Source organism: Streptomyces odontomachi (genome assembly GCF_024435355.1).
Classification (GTDB): domain Bacteria; phylum Actinomycetota; class Actinomycetes; order Streptomycetales; family Streptomycetaceae; genus Streptomyces; species Streptomyces odontomachi.
Window position 1 is genome coordinate 126,689 of the sequence record NZ_JAMJWG010000018.1, and the last position, 21,970, is coordinate 148,658.

General features: G+C 72.3%; 17 protein-coding genes. 8 read left to right on the forward strand and 9 right to left on the reverse strand.

Annotated elements, in window-relative coordinates:
* Nucleotides 1–355: 355 nt before the first annotated feature.
* From NQO67_RS31240 to NQO67_RS31250, 3 genes are all read left to right on the forward strand, one after another.
* Complete coding sequence (locus NQO67_RS31240) at nt 356–1,927, forward strand: GMC family oxidoreductase (protein ID WP_255953696.1); 1,572 nt, start codon at nt 356–358, stop codon at nt 1,925–1,927.
* 88 nt (nt 1,928–2,015) lie between these two features.
* Entirely contained in the window at nt 2,016–2,519 is a 504-nt protein-coding gene (locus NQO67_RS31245) for an NUDIX hydrolase (protein WP_255953697.1), read from the forward strand.
* Nucleotides 2,520–2,646: 127 nt separating this feature from the next.
* Complete coding sequence (locus NQO67_RS31250) at nt 2,647–3,435, forward strand: class I SAM-dependent methyltransferase (protein ID WP_255953698.1); 789 nt, start codon at nt 2,647–2,649, stop codon at nt 3,433–3,435.
* 63 nt (nt 3,436–3,498) lie between these two features.
* Here the strand turns inward: NQO67_RS31250 and NQO67_RS31255 are convergent, their stop codons facing one another.
* The 5 genes from NQO67_RS31255 to NQO67_RS31275 form a co-directional block, all read right to left on the reverse strand.
* Entirely contained in the window at nt 3,499–4,005 is a 507-nt protein-coding gene (locus NQO67_RS31255) for a GNAT family N-acetyltransferase (protein WP_255953699.1), read from the reverse strand.
* 110 nt (nt 4,006–4,115) lie between these two features.
* A complete protein-coding gene (locus NQO67_RS31260; RefSeq protein WP_255953700.1) occupies nt 4,116–4,556 on the reverse strand; it encodes a DUF3592 domain-containing protein in 441 nt (146 codons plus the stop codon).
* Nucleotides 4,557–4,740: 184 nt separating this feature from the next.
* On the reverse strand, nt 4,741–5,574 hold the full coding sequence (locus NQO67_RS31265; protein ID WP_255953775.1) for a carbohydrate ABC transporter permease: 834 nt from the start codon (nt 5,572–5,574) through the stop codon (nt 4,741–4,743).
* A gap of 68 nt (nt 5,575–5,642) precedes the next feature.
* Complete coding sequence (locus NQO67_RS31270) at nt 5,643–6,572, reverse strand: carbohydrate ABC transporter permease (protein ID WP_374119209.1); 930 nt, start codon at nt 6,570–6,572, stop codon at nt 5,643–5,645.
* Nucleotides 6,573–6,740: 168 nt separating this feature from the next.
* Nucleotides 6,741–7,364, reverse strand: coding sequence for a hypothetical protein (locus NQO67_RS31275; protein ID WP_255953702.1), 624 nt, complete (start codon nt 7,362–7,364; stop codon nt 6,741–6,743).
* Nucleotides 7,365–7,523: 159 nt separating this feature from the next.
* Here NQO67_RS31275 and NQO67_RS31280 point away from each other — a divergent pair, with 159 nt between their 5' ends.
* Nucleotides 7,524–8,390, forward strand: coding sequence for a phosphotransferase (locus tag NQO67_RS31280; RefSeq protein ID WP_255953703.1), 867 nt, complete (start codon nt 7,524–7,526; stop codon nt 8,388–8,390).
* A 270-nt stretch (nt 8,391–8,660) separates the two neighbouring features.
* Here the strand turns inward: NQO67_RS31280 and NQO67_RS31285 are convergent, their stop codons facing one another.
* Together NQO67_RS31285 and NQO67_RS31290 are read right to left on the reverse strand one after the other, a co-directional pair.
* Nucleotides 8,661–9,440, reverse strand: coding sequence for a class I SAM-dependent methyltransferase (locus tag NQO67_RS31285; RefSeq protein WP_255953704.1), 780 nt, complete (start codon nt 9,438–9,440; stop codon nt 8,661–8,663).
* Nucleotides 9,441–9,579: 139 nt separating this feature from the next.
* Complete coding sequence (locus tag NQO67_RS31290; RefSeq protein WP_308295719.1) at nt 9,580–10,683, reverse strand: LacI family DNA-binding transcriptional regulator; 1,104 nt, start codon at nt 10,681–10,683, stop codon at nt 9,580–9,582.
* A gap of 672 nt (nt 10,684–11,355) precedes the next feature.
* Here NQO67_RS31290 and NQO67_RS31295 point away from each other — a divergent pair.
* The gene (locus NQO67_RS31295; protein WP_255953705.1) at nt 11,356–13,014 is read left to right on the forward strand and encodes a glycoside hydrolase family 13 protein; all 1,659 of its coding nucleotides are present in this window, start codon (nt 11,356–11,358) and stop codon (nt 13,012–13,014) included.
* A 278-nt stretch (nt 13,015–13,292) separates the two neighbouring features.
* On the opposite strand, the gene NQO67_RS31300 is transcribed toward NQO67_RS31295, so the two are convergent.
* Together NQO67_RS31300 and NQO67_RS31305 are read right to left on the reverse strand one after the other, a co-directional pair.
* Entirely contained in the window at nt 13,293–14,012 is a 720-nt protein-coding gene (locus NQO67_RS31300; RefSeq protein ID WP_255953706.1) for a 3'-5' exonuclease, read from the reverse strand.
* Between the two features lie 241 nt (nt 14,013–14,253).
* Nucleotides 14,254–15,507, reverse strand: a complete 1,254-nt coding sequence (locus NQO67_RS31305) for a DUF5919 domain-containing protein (protein ID WP_255953707.1) — start codon at nt 15,505–15,507, stop codon at nt 14,254–14,256.
* Nucleotides 15,508–15,783: 276 nt separating this feature from the next.
* On the opposite strand from NQO67_RS31305, the gene NQO67_RS31310 reads away from it, so the two are divergent.
* The 3 genes from NQO67_RS31310 to treY all read left to right on the forward strand — a co-directional run bounded on the left by NQO67_RS31310 (nt 15,784) and on the right by treY (nt 21,733).
* The gene (locus tag NQO67_RS31310; protein ID WP_255953708.1) at nt 15,784–16,434 is read left to right on the forward strand and encodes a maleylpyruvate isomerase N-terminal domain-containing protein; all 651 of its coding nucleotides are present in this window, start codon (nt 15,784–15,786) and stop codon (nt 16,432–16,434) included.
* A 285-nt stretch (nt 16,435–16,719) separates the two neighbouring features.
* Nucleotides 16,720–18,849 (forward strand): glycogen debranching protein GlgX, encoded by a 2,130-nt coding sequence (glgX, locus tag NQO67_RS31315; RefSeq protein WP_255953709.1) that lies wholly within the window; start codon nt 16,720–16,722, stop codon nt 18,847–18,849.
* 361 nt (nt 18,850–19,210) lie between these two features.
* Nucleotides 19,211–21,733, forward strand: a complete 2,523-nt coding sequence (gene treY, locus NQO67_RS31320; protein WP_255953710.1) for a malto-oligosyltrehalose synthase — start codon at nt 19,211–19,213, stop codon at nt 21,731–21,733.
* Nucleotides 21,734–21,970: the final 237 nt, after the last annotated feature.

Below are 21,970 nucleotides of genomic sequence, written 5' to 3' on the forward strand. Positions count from 1 at the left end.
CGCGGAGTCACCATGGTCAGCACAGACTCGTCGTCGCCCGCGACGAGTCGGCCGTCGCGGACCTGCGGGCGGGGACCCTCGACGCCGTGCGCGACCGGGCGTCCCGCTCCTCGTCGGTCTTCTGGGACTGGCCCTGGCGAAGGAAATAGCGGCGAGGTATTGCATTTTCCCGGGGGATGACCCCCGGACCCCCAGCCGGATAGGCATGCCAGCCGGGGTGAGCGGCGCGGACATCGCGCGGGAAACCTGAGTGAACAAGCGCACAATGCGGCGTCCGAAATCGGATGCAATGCCAAGCAGGATCTGCCCGAGGGTGCGAACGTGGTCGGACCGACGACGACTCTGGTGAGGGCTGATGGCGACGTTCGACTACATCGTGGTGGGTGCGGGGTCGGCAGGCGCAGTCGTGGCCGGGAGGCTCTCGGAGGATCCGGACGTACGGGTCCTCCTGATCGAGGCAGGCGGCGCCGAGAAGCCGACGAACGTCAAGATCCCAGCGGCGTTCGCGACCCAGTTCCGGACAAACCTCGACTGGAACTACGGCACCGAGCCCGAGCCCCATCTGAATAGCCGTTCGATCTATCACCCCAGGGCCAAATACCTCGGCGGTTGCAGCGGGATGAACGCGATGATGTACATCCGCGGAAGCCGGCACGACTACGACGGATGGGCGAAGTCCGGTGCGACGGGATGGTCGTACGACGAGGTGCTTCCCCTGTTCAAGAAGTCGGAGTGCAACTCGCGGGGCGAAAGTGAATACCACGGCGCACACGGCCCGTTGCACGTCGAGGACCTCCGCTCGCCGAACCCCCTCAGCGAGACCCTCGTCGAAGGCATGATCGCCACCGGAATGCCGCGTAACGACGACTTCAACGGCGCGGAGCAGATCGGTGTCGGCCTCAACCAGGTGACGCAGAAGCGCGGCATGCGCTGGACCACCGCCGATGGCTTCGTGACGCCGGCACGCAAGCGCCCGAACTTCACCGTGCTCACGGGCGCCCACGTCCACCGGCTACGCATCGAGGACGGACGTGCCGTAGGCGTCGAGGCCACACGTGCCGGACGGCAGGACTTCTACCGGGCCGATCGCGAGGTCGTGGTGTCAGCGGGCGCTTTCAACACCCCGCAGATCCTGATGCTGTCCGGGATCGGGCCGGCCGATCACCTCACGCAGCACGGGATCCGGGTTGTCGTCGACAACCCGAATGTCGGATCGCACATGATGGACCACCCGTTCTACGCGGCGAATTTCGAGACCACGGCGCGCGGAACGCTCGCGAAGGCACAGTCGCCGGTCCAACTGGCGAAGTATTTCCTCACGCGACGCGGGTTGTTGACGTCGAATGTCGGCGAGGCGGTGGCGTTCTTCCGTACGCGTCCGGGAGAAGCCGCGCCCGACATGCAGATGTTCGGCGCGCCGGTGTTCTTCTGGGACCACGGATTCGCGACCCACGACAAGCCGGCCTATGCGATCGCGCTTTCACTGGTGGGTTCCCGCAGCCGCGGCCAGGTGCGGCTACGGAGCGCCGATCCGGCCGAAAAGCCCGCTCTGACGTTCAACTACTTCTCTGACCCGGCAGAGCTGGACTCGATGGTCGCGGGTATCGAAAGGGCACGTGAAGTGGCCAATTCACAGCCGGTGCGCGGCCTCACCACGCGCGAACTCCACCCCGGCGGGCAGGCGACCGGCCGCTCGGAAATCGAGGCCGAGATCCGACGCAACATCGCCACCACGTACCACCCGTCCTGCACGGCCCGCATCGGATCGGAATCCACCGGAGTCGTCGACGCCCGACTGCGCGTCCACGGCGTCACGGGACTCCGCGTTGCCGACGCCTCGGTGTTCCCGACGATCCCGCACGGCAACACCCACGCGCCGAGCGTGCTGGTCGGGGAGAAGGCGGCGGAGATGATCCGAGCCGAATGAGCCCCTCCGACGAGCCCCTTTGATGAGCACTCCCATGGAGCACTCCCATGAGCCTGCAAGCCTCGGTCTGCCCCGTACGGTCGGCGCTATGACGGTGGAGGATACGAAGGTCCCGATACCACGGGTGCAACTGGTCATCGGCATCATCCGCAGACGCAACGAGATCCTGCTCGTGCGGGAGAGCCTTGGCGCCGGCGGTGCGCTCTACTGGTCCCTCCCCGGCGGCGGGGTCGAGGACGGCGAGCTCATGCACGAAGCCCTCCGGCGTGAGCTGCGGGAGGAGACGGGGCTGCTGGTCGGGGTCCCGGTACGGACCGCATTCCTCATGCACATCGACTCCGAGCGGCACCCCTCGGCGCTGGCTGCCGCCTTCGAGATCGACGAGTGGTCGGGAGATGTCGCGCCCGAGGACGACGACATCGAACAGGCCGCCTTCTTCCCCCTGCCCGACGCCCTGAAGCTGCTCGGCGAGCTCGACAGCGCCACACAGCGGGATCCCATCGTCGCCTACTTGACAGGGAGCGTCGCGCCGGGGACCACCTGGCTGTACCGCAATCGGGGCAACGAGGAGACGCTCGTCGCCCGCTGGTAGCCGCTGCGCCGTCGGTGAGGCAGTAACCTCCCAGCCCGCCTGCCCGGCGCACGCCGCACAACGGCCCGACCGTGACGTTCGCCGACGTCTGGTGGCTGCGCGACGTCGGCCGGGCCATACTGGTGTGGTGAACCGCTATCTGCTCGACAACCGTCGCCCGGAGGCCGGCGAACGGTTCGTGGCGCTCGCCGAGTTGTTCGACCCGTGGACCTTTCGTCACCTCGACGACCTGGGGCTCGGCGAAGGTTGGCGGTGCTGGGAGGTCGGAGCCGGCGGCGTCTCGGTACCGCGCGGCCTGGCGGAGCGCGTGGGCACCGGCGGCCGGGTGCTGGCCACGGACATCGACGTGTCGTGGGCCGAGCCCGCGGCCGGCGGCGCGCTCGAGGTACGCCGGCACGACGTGCTCAACGACCCACCTCCGGCCGACACGTTCGACCTGGTCCACGCCCGGCTGGTGCTGGTCCACCTGAAGGATCGCGCTGCCGCGATGCGCGTGATGATCGATGCGCTCCGGCCGGGCGGATGGCTGGTGATCGAGGACGGGGACCCGGCCCTACAGCCACTCGCCTGCCCGGACGAGAGCGGCCCCGCCGAAGCACTGGCGAACCGGCTGCGCACCGGGATGCGCACGCTGATGGCCGAGCGCGGGGCCGACCTCGCGTACGGTCGCACGCTGCCCCGGCTGCTGCGCGAGTCGGCCCTGACGGACGTCGGCGCCGAGGCCTACTTCCCCATCGCGTCACGCGCGTGCGCGGTCCTGGAGGCGGCCACGGTCCAGCACGTCCGCGACCAGCTCCTGGCCGCTGGACTGGCGACGCCCGAGGAGATCGAGACGCATCTCGCGAACCTCGCGCGCGGCGACCTGGACCTCATGCTCGCACCGCTGATCACCGCGTGGGGCCGCAAGCTGGCCTGATCCCGCATCCGAGCGGACAGCGTCCCGTCAGGAGACGTTTCCGATACCGACGGTGCCGTGGTGTCACAGTGCCCGGCGCATGCAAGCCCGCGGCCATCGATCCAGGCCGTGGGCCGCTTCGCGCTCACAGATCTTCCGCAGACCGGAAGTGAGCCTGCTGTCGTCCATGAGCCGAAAACCGCAGCGAGCGTAGTACGGGGCGTTCCACGGGACGTGGGTGAACGTGGTCAGGGTCAAGGCGGGTACGCCCTCGCTCGTGGCGTGGCCCGCCAGATGGTCCAGCAGCGACCGACCCACACCACGCCGCGCGCTGCCCGGGTGCACCGAGACCTGCTCGACATGGAGGTTGCCGTCGACCCGGTCGGCGATCAGGTAGGCGACCGGTACGTCGGTGTCACCGGCCACGACCCAGGCCAGCCCGGCGTGCCGGTAGGCGGCGAGTTCAGCGAGCGAGAGCGGCTCGTCCTCCGCGATCTCCGGCATGCCGATGTCTCGGAAACACTGCCCGGCAGCCCTCTCGATGTCCTGAAGGACGGGCAGTTCCTCCAGGCGCACGGTTCGGATGTGCATGGCCGCATTCTCCCCGTCGCACCGGACGGCGCCATCGATCAAGTGTCTGGGTGAACGGCGGCCCGCCGGCGGTGACCACTTGCCGCCGCCCGCATCGCCGGCACCCCGGCCTAAGCCATCAACCAGGCAAGCCACAGGCCGAAGGCGACGAGGACGGTGCCCACCGCGATGCCGATGCGGGCGGACGTCGTGCCGAAGCCGTCGATGGCCCAGTTCGCCGCCGGGTCGGACGGGTCGTAGTGGAGGGTGATGCGGGCGCCTGGTTGAAAGCGGGGAGCGTGGGAGACGCCGATCGGGGAGCGCGTCTCCATCGGGGTGCCGTCCGACGTGGTCCATGAGACGACCGGGTATTGCGGCCTGGAGCTGCCGACGTCGCCGTGCCGGTTCTCCTCGATGCGGACGACCTCGCCTTCCGCGCGAACGCCCGTGCGGCGCAGGCGGTTGGCGTGGCGCAGGCCGCTGAGGCCGCCGTAGAGGCAGAGCGCGCCCAGGAGGAACGGGAGCGCCGCGAGGACGTACGGAACGGCGGCGAAGACAGCTGTCGGCAGCATGGGCGGGAGCGTAGTGGGGCCTGGTGGGTCAGGGGAGGGCCGGTGCAGGGGCGCTCAGGCGGCTTTCCCTGGCCCCATCGTCGAGGGCGGGGGGCACCACCCCGGAGGGCACCACCTGGCTGACCGACTGACCGGCCGACCGGCCGACCGGCTGACCGGCTGACCGGCTGACCGGCTGACCGCATCAGTGCTTCACCGCCCCCGCCAGCACGCCGCCCGTGATCCGGCGCTGGATGATCGCGAAGATCACCAGCGAGGGCAGCGTGGCGAGGAACGCGGCGGCGGCGAGCGGGCCGAGGTCGGCGACGCCCTCCGCACCGATGAAGTGGGTGAGCACCACCGGGAGCGTCTGGTGGTCCGGCGACTTCAGCAGGACGAGGGCGAAGAAGAACTCGTTCCACGCGCTGACGAAGGCGAAGAGGCCGGTCGCCACCATGCCGGGCACCAGGAGCGGTGCGACGACCGACCGCAGGATCCGGGCCCGTCCCGCGCCGTCCACCGCGGCCGCCTCCTCCAGCTCGACGGGCACCGCCCGTACGTACCCCACCAGCATCCACAGCGCGAACGGCAGGGCCCAGACCACGTAGACCAGGGTCAGGCCGGGCAGCGAGTCGATCTGGTGGAGGTCCTTCAGCAGCAGGAACAGCGGGATGATGATCAGCACGAAGGGGAACGCCTGGCTGACCACGACCCAGCCGGTCGCCGCCCGCGCCAGCAACCCGCGCCGGCGCGCCAGCACGTACGCCATCGGGGTGGCGACGGCCACCGCGATCAGGGCCGCGCCCACCGCCGCCAGCAGGGAGTTGCGCCCGGCCCGCAGCAGCGGTTGCTCGGCGAAGGCCTGACGGAAGTTGGCGAGCGTCGGGTCCTGCGGGATCCAGGTGGGGTGCAGGCTGCCCAGCTCGCGCGGCGGCTTGAACGCCGTCGACACCAGCCACAGGAACGGGAAGACCAGGAAGGCGAGATAGGCCAGCAGCGCCACGTACTGTCCCGCACGCGCCGCCCGCCGGGTCCGCAGCCCACCGGCAGGACCGGCCGCCGCCGCCTTCGGGGCCTTGTCCCCCGCTCGCACCGTCGCCCCGCCGCTCACTCGTCGCCTCCCCGCAACCGGCCGGCCAGGTAGCAGGCCAGGATCACCGAGATCACGGCGACCATGACGCAGCCCATGGCGGCCGCATAGCCGAACTGCCCGTAACGGAACGCCTCCTCATACGCGAACAGCATCGGCAGCCGGGTGCGCCCGCCCGGACCGCCGTTGGTGAGCACGTACACCAGGGCGAAGGAGTTGAAGTTCCAGATGAAGTTGAGCGAGCTGATCGCGAGCGCGATCGGGCGCAGCGCGGGCCAGGTCACCGTGGTGAAGCGGCGCCAGGCGCCCGCGCCGTCCAGCGCGGCGGCCTCGTGCAGGTCGCGCGGGGTGTGCTGGAGGCCGGCGAGCAGTGCGACGGTGGTCTGCGGCAGGCCGGACCAGACCCCGACGACGATCACGGCGGGCAGCGCGGTGCCCAGGGACGTCAGCCAGTCGTGGTTGCCGCCGAGCCCGAGCCGGCGCAGCGTCTCGTTGAGCACGCCGGCATCCGGGTGGTAGACGAGGCGCCACATGATGCCGACCACGACCTCCGGCATCGCCCAGGGGATGATCGCCAGCGCCCGGGCCAGCCAGCGCATCCGCAGGTCCTGGTTGAGCAGCAGCGCAAGGCCGAGGGCGAGCAGGAACTGCGGCACGGTGACGCCGACGGCCCACAGCAGCCCGATGCGGAACGACTCCCAGAAGAGCGTGTCGTGCAGCAGGTCGCTGAAGTTGACCAGGCCCGTCCAGCGGGTCGCCGCGGTGCGCCCCGACTGGGCGTCGGTGAAGGCGAGCACGATGCCGTAGAGCAGTGGCGCCACGCTCAGGATGAGGATCGGCACGAGCGCGGGCAGCACCAGGAACCAGGCGCCGTGATCGGCACCGCGGTGCGCCTCACGTGGTGGCGTGCCCCGCACCGACCGGGGCGCCTCGGTGGCCAGGGTCAACGGGATCGACTCCTTCGAGGCGCTCATGGGCGCCCGGCCCGCCTCATCGGCCGCCGTCCGGCCACCCCGGTGGACTCCGTCATGGTGCTGACGCGGCGACGTTGCGTCAAGGTGCGGTGCGCGGCCCGGGTCACGAGGGAGGGCACGCCCGGCGGAAGGGTGCCGTCCCTACCGGTAGGGCGGAACGGGGATCTCGAACGTGCCGCCCGGCGAGACCTCCTGCAACCAGGTGGCGAGGCGCCGGCCGTACGCCCTGCGTGCCGCGTCCGTGAGGGGATGGGGGTCCGCCAGCGGGTCTTCCGGCAGGCCGAGGTCGAAGGTCCGCTCCAGCCAGGCGAGAAACTCCGCGTGCCCCTGGGCGAGTTCCCTGCCGTGCTCCTCGTCGTCCTCGTCCTTGTCCGCCTCGTCCTCCCAGTCGGCCAGGAAGCACTCGTTGTCGCAGGCGAGCGTCTGGAAGAACGGTTGCAATCCGGCCGCGACGACGTCCAGATCGCCCTCGTCGCCGAAGCAGACCACAGGAAGCGTGCCGAGGTCCGGACGGTCGTCGCACCGCCACAGCGCGTAGAAGGACCCCGATCCGGTGGCCTGCGCGAAGGGCACGAGCCGGTCCACGCGGTCCTGCTCGCGCGGGCTCAGGGGGGCCTTCAGGCCGATCCAGTCCGCCACGAGTCCGGGGTCCGGGCCACCGTACTGCCACAGCTCGAAGCCGTCCGAGAAATACGCGGCCTCCATGGTGTCCTCGAAGTCCTTGAGGAGGTTCAGCTCCGGTATCGGCGAGAATTCAGCGGCCACCACGGCTCCTCCAGGTGTTGCGTGGGGTGGGGTGCGTCGGAACCGAACGCTAACGCGGCCCTCTGACAGCGGATCGGCTCGAGGAACGACGCACATGGGACACTGGCGGCCGTCCGGCCCGGTGCGGGGCGGGCGTAGCACGAGGTGGGAGGCGACACGGTGGACGAGGCACGGGCACGTGAGGTGCTGGACGCGGCGCGGCTGCTGCCGCCGGGCACGGTGACCGAGGCACGGCTGCTGGCGCTGGGCGAGAACGCGGTGTTCGCGGCCGATGACGTGGTGGTCAAGGTCGGGCGGGACGCGGAGTTGCTGGAGCGGGCACGGCGTGAGCTGCGTGTCGCGCGCTGGCTGGCCGCGGCCGACGTGCCCGCGGCGCGGGCAGCGGAGCCCGAGGCGCTGCTCGTCGACGGCCACCCGGTGACGGTGTGGCAGCGGCTGTCGGACCCGGTGCGTCCGGCCGGGCCCCAGGACCTGGCCATACTGCTGCGCCAGGTGCACGCCCTGCCCGAGCCCGAGTTCCCGCTGCCGCGCCGCGAACTGCTCGGCGGGGTCGAGCGCTGGCTGCGGCTCGCCGGCGACGCCATCGACCCGGCGGACGCGGCGTACCTGCGCGCGCGCCGCGACTCCTTCGCGTCCGAGGCCGCCGCGCTGACGCCGCACCTGCCGGCAGGTCCGATCCACGGCGACGCGCTCCCCCGCAACGTCCATGTGGGTCCGGAGGGGCCCGTCCTGGTGGACCTGGAGACGTTCTCCTCGGACCTGCGGGAACACGACCTGGTCGTGATGGCGCTCAGCTGTGACCGGTACGGGCTCGGGGCCACGGTCTACGGCGAGTTCACCGACGCGTACGGCTGGGACGTGCGCACCTGGGAGGGGTGCGCGGTGCTGCGCGGCGCCCGCGAGACGGCCAGCTGCGCCTGGGTCGCCCAGCATGCGCCCAGCAACCCGAAGGCGCTCAAGGAGTTCCGCCGCCGCGTGGCGTCCCTGCGGGACGGGGACGCGACGGTGCGGTGGTATCCGTTCTAGAAGCGTCCGTCCACGACAGGACGTGGGCCCGCCGCTGGCCGGTCACCAGGGACCCGGCCAGCGGCAGCGCATGCGTGACCGGCGCGCTGTCAGAGCGCGTCCCTACACAGGGCCTACTTCCAGACGGCCTTCACCGGCCACCTCGCCTGACCCTTCACCGGCCCGCCTCCCCCGGGACGCCTCACCCGGCACGCCGCCTCGGCAGGTCGTTGGGGCACCGGGTCGCCGTCCTCGTTGCGGACATGTGGTGCGTTGCGGACGTGTGCCGTGTCACAGCCGCCGGACGCGCAGCGCGCCGGTCAGCATCGGGAGGGTGAACTCGCCGCGGGCGGTCTCCGGTCTGCTCGCGAGGGCAGCGCGGATCCGGCCGAGCGTGACCTCTCGTTCCGGTTCCGGCATGACCAGCACTCCCGCGCGCGTTGCGAGGGTCGCGACGAGAGAGTCGGCGGTGCGGCGCTGACCGTGCGGGAACGTGGCCTGCTCCGGCGAGCCGAACCGGGCCGCAGCGCCGGTCTTGGGGAGGTGCATGCCGGCCGTCTCGGCGCGCCAGCCGGCGGGCGTGTCACGCGGGCCGACGGCCGCGCCCCCGCTGATCCGGGCAAGCCCGCCCACCCACTCGACCCGGTCGTCCATGAGGTTCCACAGGCCGGCCAGGACGCCGCCCGGCGCGAGGACCCTGGCGATCTCGGGTCCCGCGACGGCCATGTCGAACCAGTGCAGGGCGTTGCCGGCCAGCACGGCGTCGACGGAGGCGTCCGGCAGCGGTATCGCCTCGGCGCTCCCGGAGCGGGCACGGACGTCCGGTAGGCGGCGGCGAAGCTCGGTCAGCATCCTCGGGTCGGGCTCGACCGCGACGACGTCGGCACCCAGGGCGACCAGCGTGGCGGTCAACTTGCCGGTCCCGGCGCCGAGGTCGAGCACGCGCGGGCCGGGCGCGTGCTGGAGCGCCCAACGCACCGCGGCATGCGCGTAGTCCGGGCGGTGCTCGGCGTAGGCGACCGCCGCCGCGCCGAACGACGAGGCGTGCGACAGCCGTTCGTCCTCATCCACACGGTGACGCTAGCGGCACCGGCGGTGGCCGGCCACCCGGCGCACCGCTCCGGCGAGGGCGACCCGACGGCACGGGTGGCACCGTGCGCGGTCCCCGGGCTCCGGAAACCGCATCCCTGGGAGAGGTCGCCGAGCCGCCTCACCGCCGGGCGGGGGCAGGCACCGTCGCATCCGGGCCATCCGCCGGGGGCGGGTCGCCCGCACCGTTCCCCCCGCCCCCTCGGGGCGCCCCCGTGCTGGCGCGCGGAATCAACCGGGTCGGCAGCACGACATGCCGAGCCGGGTCCGCGTCGGGGGCGTCGATGAGGGCCCGGGCCAGCTCGCCGGCCACCCGGCCGATCTCCTCCGCCGGCTGGGCGATCGTCGACAACTGCATCCACTCGGCCATCTCGTGGTCGTCGAACCCGAGCACGGAGACGCTGCCGGGCACGTCGAGTCCCGCGCCGCGCAGCACCCCCATCACCTCGATGGCGACCTGGTCGATCTCCGCGAAGATCGCGGTGGGCGGCTCGCGCAGCCCGAGCAGCGCACCGACCGCCTCCTCCGCGCCCCGCCGGCCGCTGGCCCGCACCTCGACGACGAGGCTCTCGTCGCGCTCGATGCCCGCTTCGGCCAGTGCCTCGCGGTAGCCGAGCAGGCGGCGCCGGGAGCTGAAGGAGAACCCGGACGGGCCGCGCGCGGCATGGACGTAGGCGATCCTGCGGTGCCCCAGGTTGACGAGGTGCCGTACGCCGTGCCGGGCGCCCGCGACATCGTCGACGTACACGCTGGCGCGGCCCTCGGCCTGCTGGCTGACGTACACGACGGGCATGCCGAGGTCGTCGAGGCGGGCGCTCTCCTCGGCGGTGAGGTCGAAGGAGACCACGAGGAGCGCGTCGGCGTTGCGGCGGGCCGGCAGCCGGTCGAAGAACACGGCTCGGTCGGCGAGGTCGCTGACGCTGTAGACGAGCAGGTCGAGGCCGGTGTCGCGGAGCGCGGCGCCGAGGCCGGCGAGGGCCGAGCCGACGAACCAGGACTTGAGGGTGGGCGCCAGCACCGCCACCGCACCGGTCTTGCCGGTGACGAGACTGGCGGCCTGGCGGGAGACCACGAACGACAGCGCGCGGACGGCCTCGTCCACCCGGCGTCGCGCGTCGGGCGAGACGGTGGACAGGCCACGCAGGGCGCGCGAGACGGTGGAGACGGACACGCCGGCACGCTCGGCCACATCGGCCATCGTGGGGTGTCGCTGGGCGGGGGGCATGCCGGGAACGTAACACAGGGCATGCCCCGTTGACGCCCTTGTGTGACAGCGCTGTCATACGAAGCGGAGCATGACCATCCGGAACCTCATCCGTCACGGGGAACCCAAACCACCCCATTTTCACGAGAGTTGCCGCGTCAATACAGCCACAGTCACACAAAGACCGGCCGATTCTTCTCCCACGCGATCCATTGACACGCTCATCCGACTCTCCCTAGCGTGCAAGCGTTGTCAGACAGGCTCCCCCAACCCCTCTCCCAGCCACCCCTGGAGCGCCGCATCCATGACCTCGAGCCGCAGAACCCTCATGGGTGTTCCTGCGCAACTGGACGTATGCGTGGGGGCGTCGGCGACAACCCCGGCCCGTCGTCGTTGGCCGGCCGGATCGGGGCGGGCCCGCGGCCCGGCTTCGAGGGCGGCCCGTCCGGACCCGAGTTCCGCACGGCCCTCGCCGTCGGGAGCGGTGAAGGGCTGACAGGGTGCGGGCGCCGGCCGGCCTCCACCGGCCGGCTCCCCCGCGCCCTGTCGCCCTCTGCCTGTCGCCCTCTGCCTGTGCCCGCCGCCTCGTCCTCGCCGACCCCTCCTCGCCGACGCCGCCTCGCCCCCCCACGTGCGCTTCCCCTCCGCCACCCCCTCGTCTCCTCTCATCCGCTGCATCTCGAAGGAGTCCTCGTGACCGAGCACGCCTCGCTGGACCAGTCCTCACAGGACCCGAACTGGTGGCGGCAGGCCGTCATCTACCAGGTGTATCCGCGCAGTTTCGCCGACGGCAACGGCGACGGCATCGGCGACATACCCGGCATCACCCGGCGCCTGGGCCATCTGGCCAGGCTGGGCGTGGACGCGCTGTGGCTCAGCCCGTTCTACCCGTCCGAGCTGAAGGACGGCGGCTACGACGTCGCCGACTACCGGGACGTCGACCCCCGGCTCGGCACGCTCGACGACTTCGACGCGATGGTCGCCGAAGCGCACCGACTCGGCGTCAAGGTGATCGTCGACATCGTTCCGAACCACTCGTCCGACCAGCACGTCTGGTTCCAGGAAGCGCTTGCCGCCGGGCCCGGCTCCGCCGCGCGCGACCGGTATGTCTTCAGGGACGGGCGCGGCGACAGGGGTGAGCTGCCGCCCACCGACTGGGAGTCCACGTTCGGCGGGAGCGCCTGGCGGCGGGTGCCCGACGGGCAGTGGTACCTGCATCTGTTCACCCCCGAGCAGCCCGACTTCAACTGGGGGAACGAGGAGGTGCGGGAGGACTTCCGGCGCACCCTGCGGTTCTGGTCGGACCGCGGGGTGGACGGCTACCGCATCGACGTCGCCCACGGTCTGGCGAAGGACCTCGCCGAGCCACTGCGCGACCTGGGCCCCGACCAGTTCCGTGGCATGCAGAACGCGGTGGAGCCGGGCACCCACCCGTTCCTCGACCGGGACGAGGTGCACGAGATCTACCGCGACTGGCGCAAGGTGTTCGACTCCTACACGCCGCCGCGGATGGCGGTGGCCGAGGCATGGGTGAAGAACGAGCGGCGGGTGCTCTACGCCCGCGCCGACGAGCTGGGCCAGGCGTTCAACTTCGAGTACCTGGAGACCGACTGGTCGACAGCGAAGCTGCGGGAGGTCATCGCCGGCTCGCTGGACGCCGCGAAGGTGGCGGGCGCGTCGGCGACCTGGGTGCTGTCCAACCACGACGTCGTACGGCATGCCTCCCGGCTCGCGCTGCCGGCCCGCACCGATCTGAACGCCTGGCTGCTGTCGGACGGTGCCCGGCCGGTCGCCGACCCGGCGCTCGGGCGGCGCCGGGCGCGCGCGGCGACCCTGCTGATGCTGGCGCTGCCCGGCTCCTCGTACCTGTACCAGGGTGAGGAACTGGGGCTTCCGGAGGTCGCCGACCTGCCCGTCGAGGCGCTCCAGGATCCGGTGTGGGAGCAGACGAAGCGGGGGCGCAAGGGCCGCGACGGCTGCCGGGTGCCGCTGCCGTGGACGCGCGGCGGCGCGTCGTACGGCTTCGGGTCCGGTGGTGCGTGGCTGCCGCAGCCCGCGGTCTTCGGGCCGCTGTCGGTGGAGGCGCAGGACGGTGTCGAGGGTTCGACGCTCGAGCTCTACCGGGCCGCGCTGCGGCTGCGCCGCGAGCTGCTCGGCGACGAGACGCTCAGCTGGTTCGACTCCTCGCAGGACGTGCTGCACTTCGGGCGCTCCTCCGGTTGGCAGTGCGTGACGAACATGTCCGCGCGCTCGGTGCCGCTGCCGTCCGGTGACGTGGTCCTCACCAGCAGCGAGATCTCCGGCGACCAGCTCCCGCCGGACACCACGGTCTGGTTGACGGCCAAGGCCTGACGCGCCTCACGGGGGCGCGAAGAACCGCGCGCCCGGCCATGGTGGAGCCCGGCCGGCCACGACGAAACGGCAGGCGGCCGCCGCCCCGAGGGGCAGCCCCCGACCGTCTCGCCCGACCGTCCCGAGGGGTGGCCCCGACCGTCTCGACCGCCGGCAGGTGGGCGCAGGCGGTCGGGGACACAGGACACCAGCGCACGCGGCGCACCGCGTCACGGCCCCGTGCCCCTCGGGGCACGCCGCGGCACCCCCCGCCGGGCCGCCGCACCGCGGCTGCCGGATCAGCTCACGAGGTCCGGCAGCTCCCGCAGGGGCCACCGGCCGTCCACCACCGCCTCCGGATCGCCCTGGCGGCGCAGGTACGTCTGGAAGTCGGCGGCGCGCCGGGCCGACCACCCGATCTGGCGCAGGTGCAGGTCCGCGGCTGCGAGCTCCGCCACCTTGGGGTGCCGGACGGCTATCGCGCAGGCGAGGCGGGCGGCGGCGAGCGCGTCGGCCGCCGCGTCATGGGCTCCCTCCAGCGCGATGCCGTACTCCGCGCAGACCGCTTGGAGGGTGCGCTTGCCGCGGCGGTAGCGGTCCACGGTGCGGTCGATCGTGTACGGGTCTATGACGGGCGCCGGGTCCGCGCCGCCCAGCCGGTCGCGCAGCGCGGGCAGTCCGTGGCGGCGCAGCTCGGCGGAGAGCAGTGTCAGGTCGAACGAGGCGTTGTACGCGACGACCGGGACGCCGGTACGCCAGGCGGTGACCAGCACGTCGGCGAGGGCGTCGGCGACCTGGGCGGCGGGGCGGCCGGCGGCGGCGCGCTCGTCGCTGATGCCGTGCACGGCGATGGCCTCCGGGGGGATGGGGATGCCGGGGTCGGCCAGCCACTCGCGGCGGCCGCGCAGCTCATCCGCCCTGATCTCGATCACCGCGGCCGTCACGATCCGCGCTTCGGCGGGGTCCGTGCCCGTCGTCTCCAGGTCGAATCCGAGCAGCGGCTCCGTGTGCCAACCCATGTGTCCCCCTTGGGTGCGAATCGTCCCCGTGTCCCGTACGACGCGCAGCCCCCGCCCGCACAGCCCGGCGCGCTTCGCGCAGGGCGGAGCGGCACGGGAGAAGGGCGCGGCCCATCCTTGCGGCGCCGCGGCGTGTCCCCGAGTGATCTCACGGTCGCACGGCGCACTGACAATCAGGCGGAGACCATTCCGCTTGCGCCGGTGCCCAGGACCCGGACGTCACGGGCACCGGCCGTGGGCGTCAGGACACCGGTCGCCCATCGCCCCAGGTCAGCTCGAACTCCTCGCGGTAGGTGGCGAAGAGACTGCCCTCCTGCGACTCTGCCGTCTCCCCCGGCTTGACCAGGCGCTCGCCGCCGCGCAGCACCATCACCGGCGCCTCCATGCCGCGCGTCCTGCGCAGGTACGACTGGACGACCGCCACACCGTCCGGGCCGTCGCCGTCGACGAGGTAGGCGGTGAACCGCGGGGTCTCGTCGAAGACCTGGATGGCGAAGGCTCCGGGGTCACGCAGCCGGGCCCTGACCCGCCGCATGTGCAGGATGTTCATCTCGACGGTGCGGCTCAGCTCGCCGCGCTTGAGGCCGAGTTCGCGCTCACGGCGCTTGATGGCGCTGCTCGCCGGGTTGAGGAAGAGCAGCCGGACACGGCAGCCGGACTCGGCCAGGCGCATCAGACGGCGCCCGGAGAAGTTCTGCACCAGCAGGTTGAGACCGATGCCGATCGCGTCGAGCCGGCGGGCGCCGCCGAAGATGTCCTCGGCGGGGAACTGCCGCAGCAGTCGCACCCGGTCGGGGTGGACGCCGACCACGTCCGCGTACCGGTCGCCGACCAGGTCCTCGACGGCGTCGACGGGCAGCCGGCGTGCGGACGGCAGGTCGGATCCGGCGCCCAGCATCTCCAGCAGCCGGGCCGAGGCGCGCTCGGCCTGGGCCAGCACGGTCTCGGACAGGGCACGGTTGCGGGAGACCACGTTCCGGGCGACCTCCAGCTCGTCGAGGGCCAGCTCGACATCGCGCCGGTCGTCGACGTACGGCTCGAAGCACGGCCAGTGCTGCACCATCAGCTCGCGCAGCTGGGGCAACGTCAGGAAGCTGATGACGTTGTCGTCGGCGGGGTCCAGCAGGTAGCCCTTGCGGCGGCTGACCTCGCGCACCGCGACGGCACGCTGCACCCACTCCTGGCCGGCCGGACCCGCCGCGGCCACCACCCAGTCCTCCTGGCCGTGCACGGGTTCGTAGATCGGCCGCAGGACGGCGGAGACGACGGTGCGCAGGCGCTGTTCGACGAGGTTCAACCAGATGTAGGCACGGCCGGCGCGCTGGGCGCGGGTGCGCACCTCGCTCCAGTCCTCGGCGCCCCAGTCCAGTTCGGGACCGATCTGGGACTCCATCTCGACTGGCCGTGCCAGGGACACGCCACCGGGTGGGACGTCCGAGGGGATCCCCCCACGATCGTCGTCACCAGGGGGCAGCCCCAGCCCTCCCGAGCTCACCCGTGCACCCGCCTTCCGCTCCCCCGAGCCTGCCCGTTCAACGATCAAGGAGGGTACTCCGCGGGCGGTGGGCGGTGCAGCCGGATGCACCGGCTGTTTTCCCAACTCTCCATTCCCAGGCGGATGCCCAGGGTGGGTGCGGATATTACCGGGCTGTTATTACCGGGCTGTGCCCTCCGGGGCGGGCATCCTCCCACGGCGCGTCGCCCCGGGGCAGCGCATCGCCGGTCTCGGGCAGGATGGGAGCCGGACCGGACACATGATCACGGAGGGCCGATGAGCGTCATGGACGGCTACCTGGGCGCCGCGGAACAGGCAGTGGCGCTGCTGGAGGCTCCGGAGGTCGCCGCGGCGTGGGAGCGGCCCAGTGCGTTGGCCGAGATGACGGTCGGCGCTCTCGCCGGCCACCTCGCCGCTCAGATCTTCAGTGTCGGCTCCGCCCTCCGGATCTGCGTCGACCCCGCTCTGCGGGAGACCCACGAGGTGCCGATCCCACTGCTGGAGCACTATGCCCGGGCCGCCTGGATCGACGCGCCGCTGGACGGGGAGGTCAACGCCGGCATCCGGAAGCGGGGCGAGGACCACGCGTCCCAGGGGGCGTCGCGGTTGGTGGGGCTGGCCCGCACCGCGCTGGCCGACCAGCACAGGCTTGCGGAGTGTGCGGACGACCAGGTCGTGTTCATGCCGCAGACGGGCTGGGCGCTGCGTCTCGACGACTTCCTGGTCACCCGGATGCTGGAGCTCGCCGTGCACCGGGACGACCTCGCCGTCAGCGTCGGCCGCCCCGTCCAGGAGCTCCCGCAGGCCGCCTTCGACCCGGTACTCGTGCTGCTGGCCCGGCTCGCCGCCCGGCGGCACGGCCAGAGCGCGCTGCTGAGGGCGCTGGCGCGAGCCGAGCGGGCGCCCGCGGCGATCAACGCGATCTGACGCAGCGGGCGGGGAGGTACCGGCCCGGCGTGCGGGGCGGCGGCGCCGGCGTGGCGACGTGGGCACGTACGGGCGGTCCGCCGGCGCGAGACGACCCGTTCGACCCCTCCGGTCGCCACACCGGCCAAGGGACCCGTTCTCACTCCGCACTGTGCGGATGGGTGGTCATTCGGGGTAAAGGGCGGAATTCCTAGGACGTATGACCACTTTCGTGGAGACTCGGGGCCGGGCGGCCCCCGGGCCGTTGCAGCCGGGGTCCTGAGCGGGAGCGGAAGGGTCGTATTCATGCAGGTCTGGCCTGGGCAGGCGTACCCCCTCGGTGCCACGTACGACGGCGCCGGCACCAATTTCGCGGTCTTCTCGGAGGCCGCGCACCGCGTCGAGCTGTGCCTGCTGGACGATGGCGGCTCGGAGACGCGGGTGGAGCTACGCGAGACCGACGCGTTCGTACGCCATGCCTATCTGCCCGGGATCATGCCCGGGCAGCGGTACGGCTTCCGCGTGCACGGCCCGTTCGCGCCGGAGCGCGGCCTGCGCTGCAATCCCACGAAGCTCCTGCTCGATCCGTACGCGCGTGCGATCAGCGGGCAGGTCTCCTGGGGCGAGGAGGTCTACGACTATCCGTTCGGCTCACCCGATCGGCGTAACGACATGGACTCCGCCCCGCACACCATGACGTCGGTCGTCGTCAATCCGTACTTCGACTGGGGCGACGACCGCCCGCCGCGCACCGAGTACCACCGCACGGTGATCTACGAGGCCCATGTGAAGGGCCTGACGATGCTGCATCCCGCGCTCCCCGACGAACTGCGCGGCACGTACGCGGCGCTCACCCATCCGGCCATCCTGGAGCACCTCACCCAGTTGGGCGTGACGGCGCTGGAGCTGATGCCGGTGCACCAGTTCGTGCACGACCACCGGCTGGTGGAGATGGGGCTGACCAACTACTGGGGGTACAACACCATCGGGTTCTTCGCGCCGCACAACGCGTACGCCTCCTGGGGGGACCGCGGACAGCAGGTGCTGGAGTTCAAGTCGGCGGTCCGCTCGCTGCACGAGGCGGGCATCGAGGTCATCCTGGACGTGGTCTACAACCACACCGCCGAGGGCAACCACCTCGGCCCCACGCTCTCCTTCCGCGGCCTGGACAACGCCTCGTACTACCGCCTCACGGACGACGCCCGGTACTACATGGACACCACCGGCACCGGGAACTCCCTGCTGATGCGCTCCCCGCACGTGCTCCAGCTGATCATGGACTCGCTGCGCTACTGGGTCACCGAGATGCACGTCGACGGCTTCCGCTTCGACCTGGCGGCGACCCTGGCCCGGCAGTTCCACGAGGTGGACCGGCTGTCGTCGTTCTTCGACCTGGTGCAGCAGGACCCGGTGGTGTCCCAGGTCAAGCTGATCGCCGAGCCCTGGGACGTCGGCGAGGGCGGCTACCAGGTGGGCAACTTTCCGCCGATGTGGACCGAGTGGAACGGCAAGTACCGCGACACGGTGCGCGACCTGTGGCGGGGCGAGCCGCGCACCCTCGCGGAGTTCGCGTCCCGGCTGACCGGCTCATCCGACCTCTACCAGGACGACGGTCGCCGCCCGCTGGCCTCCATCAACTTCGTGACCTGCCACGACGGGTTCACCCTGCACGACCTGGTGTCGTACAACCACAAGCGCAACGGGGCCAACGGCGAGGACAACCGCGACGGCGAGAGCCACAACCGCTCCTGGAACTGCGGCGCGGAAGGCGGCACCGAGGATCGCGCCGTGCTGGAGCTGCGCGAGCGGCAGATGCGCAACTTCATCGCCACCCTGATGCTCTCCCAGGGCGTGCCGATGCTCAGCCACGGCGACGAGTTCGCCCGCACCCAGCGCGGCAACAACAACGCGTACTGCCAGGACAGCGAGCTGACCTGGGTGCCGTGGGACACCGGCGAGGGCGACGACCCCGAGACCGGTCAGCGCTGGCTCGCCTTCACCCGGGCGATGGTGTGGCTGCGCCGCAACCATCCGGTCTTCCGCCGGCGCAGGTTCTTCCACGGACGGCCCATGCAGGGCACCCACGACGAGCTGTCGGACATCGCCTGGTTCACCCCCGAGGGCGACGAGATGACCCGAAGGGACTGGAGCGCGGCGCAGGCCAGGGCCCTGACCGTGTTCCTCAACGGCAACGCGATCTCCGAGCCGGGACCGCGCGGCGAGCGGATCCACGACGACTCGTTCCTGCTGATGTTCAACGCGTCCCCGGGACCGCTGCACTTCGTGATCCCGGTCAACCACGGCCGGCAGTGGGAGGTCGTGGTGGACACGGCACGCTCGGACGGGGTACCCCCCGGCACCGGCCCGAAGGTCAAGGCCGGCGACCGCCTACTCCTGGTGGACCGCAGTCTGACGGTACTCCAGCGGCCGGCTTGACGCTCCGAAGGGGCGCCGGGCCCTGTTCCGTATGCGGCTCCGCCGCGAGGGGCGCCGAAGGCGCCAAAAAAGGGGCGCGGGGAACTGCGCGACCAGCCCCCACCGGCCTGGTGGTCCGGATACGACAGAAACAGCCCCACTGGGACGGTGACGACCCGACGGCCTCGTCGTGGCCGATCGCGCAGTTCCCGGCGCCCCTTTTTGCGCCTTCCGCGCCCCACGAGGCGGAGCCGCACAACGTCACGGCACCGGGCCCCTACGGCGCGCCGTAGCCCATGGTCGTCGGGCCCGTGACGACGTCCACCCACCCGCACGGGTCACCCACGTGGCGCACCCCCACCGCGAGGGGTACGTAGAGGCCATGAACCCCCCTACGTCCGCCGGAAGGCACACCGTGCCGACCGCCACCTACCGCCTCCAGGTGCAGCCCGCGTTCCCGTTCGCCGCGGCCGAGGAGACCGTCCCGTACCTTGCTGCGCTGGGCGTGTCCCATCTGCATCTGTCGCCGGTGCTGGAGGCCGTGCCCGGGTCGCCGCACGGGTACGACGTCGTGGACCACGCGCGGGTGCGCGCGGAGCTCGGCGGGGAGCCGGGCCTGCGGTCGCTCGCGCGCGCCGCGCACCGGCACGGGCTCGGCCTGGTGGTGGACATCGTGCCGAACCACATGGCGGCGCTCCCCCGCCACAACCGCGCGCTGTGGCAGGTCCTCAAGGAAGGCCCCGGCTCGCCGTACGCCCGCTGGTTCGACATCGACTGGCAGGCCCGGGACGGCCAGGTGCTGCTGCCGGTGCTCGCCCGACCGCTCGGCCAGCAGCTGGACCGGCTGCGGGTGGACACGCTCGGCAGTCCGGACGGCGAGAAGGCGCTGTGCTACCGCCCGCCAGCCGCAGCGGACGCCCACCCCGCCCAGAACGAACAGGTGTTCCCGCTCCGGGAGGGCACCCAGCACCTGCCTCTGCCGCAGCTGCTGGACGCCCAGTGGTACCGGCTGTGCTGGTGGCGGCTGGCCCGGACCGAGCTCAACTACCGGCGGTTCTTCACCATCTCGGACCTGATCGGGGTGCGCGTGGAGGATCCGGAGGTGTTCCGGCGCACCCATGCGACGGTCCTCCGGCTGATGGCCGAGGGCGTGATCGACGGGCTGCGCGTCGACCACGTGGACGGGCTCGCCGACCCCGGCGGCTATCTCGCCCGGCTGCACGAGGCGACCGGCGGACGCTGGACGGTCACCGAGAAGATCCTGGCGGACGGCGAGCGGCTGCCCGCCGCCTGGCAGGTCGCCGGCACCACCGGATACGACGCGCTGCGGCACGTGGACGGCGTCCTCACCGATCCGGCCGGCGCGGGCGAACTACTCGGGCTCTACCGCCGCTTCGTCGCGCCGTCGGCGGAGCGCGGCGGCGACTGGGACGCCACGGTACGGCGCGCCGCCTACAAGGTGATCATCGACGAGCTGGCCGCCGAGCTGGACCGCCTCACGCGCGCCTGCGCCCGCCTCTGCGCCGCCGACCCCGCCCTGCGCGACCATGCGCCCTGGACCCTGCGCATGGCGCTGCGCGAGCTGCTGGTCCGGCTGCCGGTGTACCGCCCGTACACCGACGCGGACGCCGCCGCCGTCCTGTCCGAGCAGGCCGCGCGGCAGGCCCGTGAGGTGTTCGCGGTGCCGGAGGAGGCGGCGGCCGTCGACGCCGTACGGGGGCTGCTGCTGGGCAGGATCGGGCAGGGGCCCGAGCGGGACGCCTTCCGGGCCCGGTTCGCGCAGACCGCCTCCGCGCTGCGCGCCAAGGCCGTGGAGGACACGGCGTACTACCGCTACGTGCCGCTGCTGTCGGCCACCGAGGTCGGCGGCGCCCCCGTCGCACCCGCCGTGCCGCCGGAGGCCTTCCACGCCTTCTGCGCGCGCATGCAGCGCGACTGGCCGCTGACCGGCACCGTGCTGTCCACGCACGACACCAAGCGCAGTGCCGACGTGCGGGCCAGGATCGCGCTGCTCACCCAGTGCCCGCAGCGGTGGGCCGACCTGCTCGCCGAGTCGACCGTCGACACGGCCGGCGCCGGCGCCGCCGCCGCGCCCGATCCCGCGGTGGCGTGGGTGGCCTGGCAGACCGCCGTCGGCCTCGGGGAGCACGACGTCCCGCCGGTGGACCGGATGCGGCGGGCGCTGCTCAAGCAGGTGCGCGAGGCGGGCCTGCGCACCTCCTGGACCGACCCGGACGAGGCGTACGAGCAGGCGGTGGACGCCTTCGTGGCGGCCGGGCCCTGCGGACCCGCGCACCACCTGGTGACACGGTTCGCCGCCGACCTGGCGCCCCACGTGCGGGCCGGTGTGCTGGCCGCCGCCCTGCTGCACCTGACGATGCCCGGGGTCCCCGACCTGTACCAGGGCACGGAGGGCGACTACCGCGCCCTGGTCGACCCGGACAACCGCGCGCCGGCGCGCGGCGACGCGGCGCTCCCGATGCCGCTGCCGACGGGCGACCCGTCTCCCGACCTCTCGGCCCAGAAGGCCGCCCTCACCGCGACCGCGCTGCGGCTACGGGCCCGGCGTCGTGCGGCGTTCGGGGACACCGCGACCTACGAGCCGGTCGAGGCGCACGGCCCGGCCGCCGTGCACTGCCTGGCCTTCCTGCGCTCTCACGCGGTACTGACCGCCGTCACCCGGCTGTCGCTGCGTCTCGCCGAGGCCGGCGGCTGGCGGGACACCGAGCTGCCGCTGCCCGCGGGCCGCTGGCGCGATCTGCTCACCACCGGCCGGGAGTTCACCGGCACCGTCCCGCTGGCGGACCTGTTCGCCACGGCTCCGGTGGCGCTCCTGGAACGGGTCGACGGGGTGGCGCGGGTGGACGAGGCGGACGGGGACCTGGAGGCGCGGGCGGACGAGTAGGCACCCCGAGTGTGCAGCGACGGCACCGACGTACGGTCCACCGCCTGGCAACGGCTCACCGGTTCCGTCAAAGGTCCCGCGTTCAGCGCCGCAAGCACCCTCCGGGGGACCGGCGCCGGCTGCCGCCTACGGGACGCCGGTCACCGCCGCGGCTTTGCGTAACGCCCCAGTCGAATCATCAGAAGAAACGTTTCCAGCTTGGACGGAACAGGGTTCGCCAAGGCCCGGCCGCGCCGC

Excerpts from the sequence above, each read along its gene's own strand:
- NQO67_RS31300 (WP_255953706.1), bottom strand. The coding sequence starts at position 14,012 with ATGGGTTGGCACACGGAGCCGCTGCTCGGATTCGACCTGGAGACGACG.
- treY (WP_255953710.1), top strand. The coding sequence starts at position 19,211 with ATGAACCCCCCTACGTCCGCCGGAAGGCACACCGTGCCGACCGCCACC.
- NQO67_RS31240 (WP_255953696.1), top strand. The coding sequence starts at position 356 with ATGGCGACGTTCGACTACATCGTGGTGGGTGCGGGGTCGGCAGGCGCA.
- NQO67_RS31255 (WP_255953699.1), bottom strand. The coding sequence starts at position 4,005 with ATGCACATCCGAACCGTGCGCCTGGAGGAACTGCCCGTCCTTCAGGAC.
- glgX (WP_255953709.1), top strand. The coding sequence starts at position 16,720 with ATGCAGGTCTGGCCTGGGCAGGCGTACCCCCTCGGTGCCACGTACGAC.
- NQO67_RS31260 (WP_255953700.1), bottom strand. The coding sequence starts at position 4,556 with ATGCTGCCGACAGCTGTCTTCGCCGCCGTTCCGTACGTCCTCGCGGCG.
- NQO67_RS31290 (WP_308295719.1), bottom strand. The coding sequence starts at position 10,683 with ATGCCCCCCGCCCAGCGACACCCCACGATGGCCGATGTGGCCGAGCGT.
- NQO67_RS31310 (WP_255953708.1), top strand. The coding sequence starts at position 15,784 with ATGAGCGTCATGGACGGCTACCTGGGCGCCGCGGAACAGGCAGTGGCG.
- NQO67_RS31245 (WP_255953697.1), top strand. The coding sequence starts at position 2,016 with ATGACGGTGGAGGATACGAAGGTCCCGATACCACGGGTGCAACTGGTC.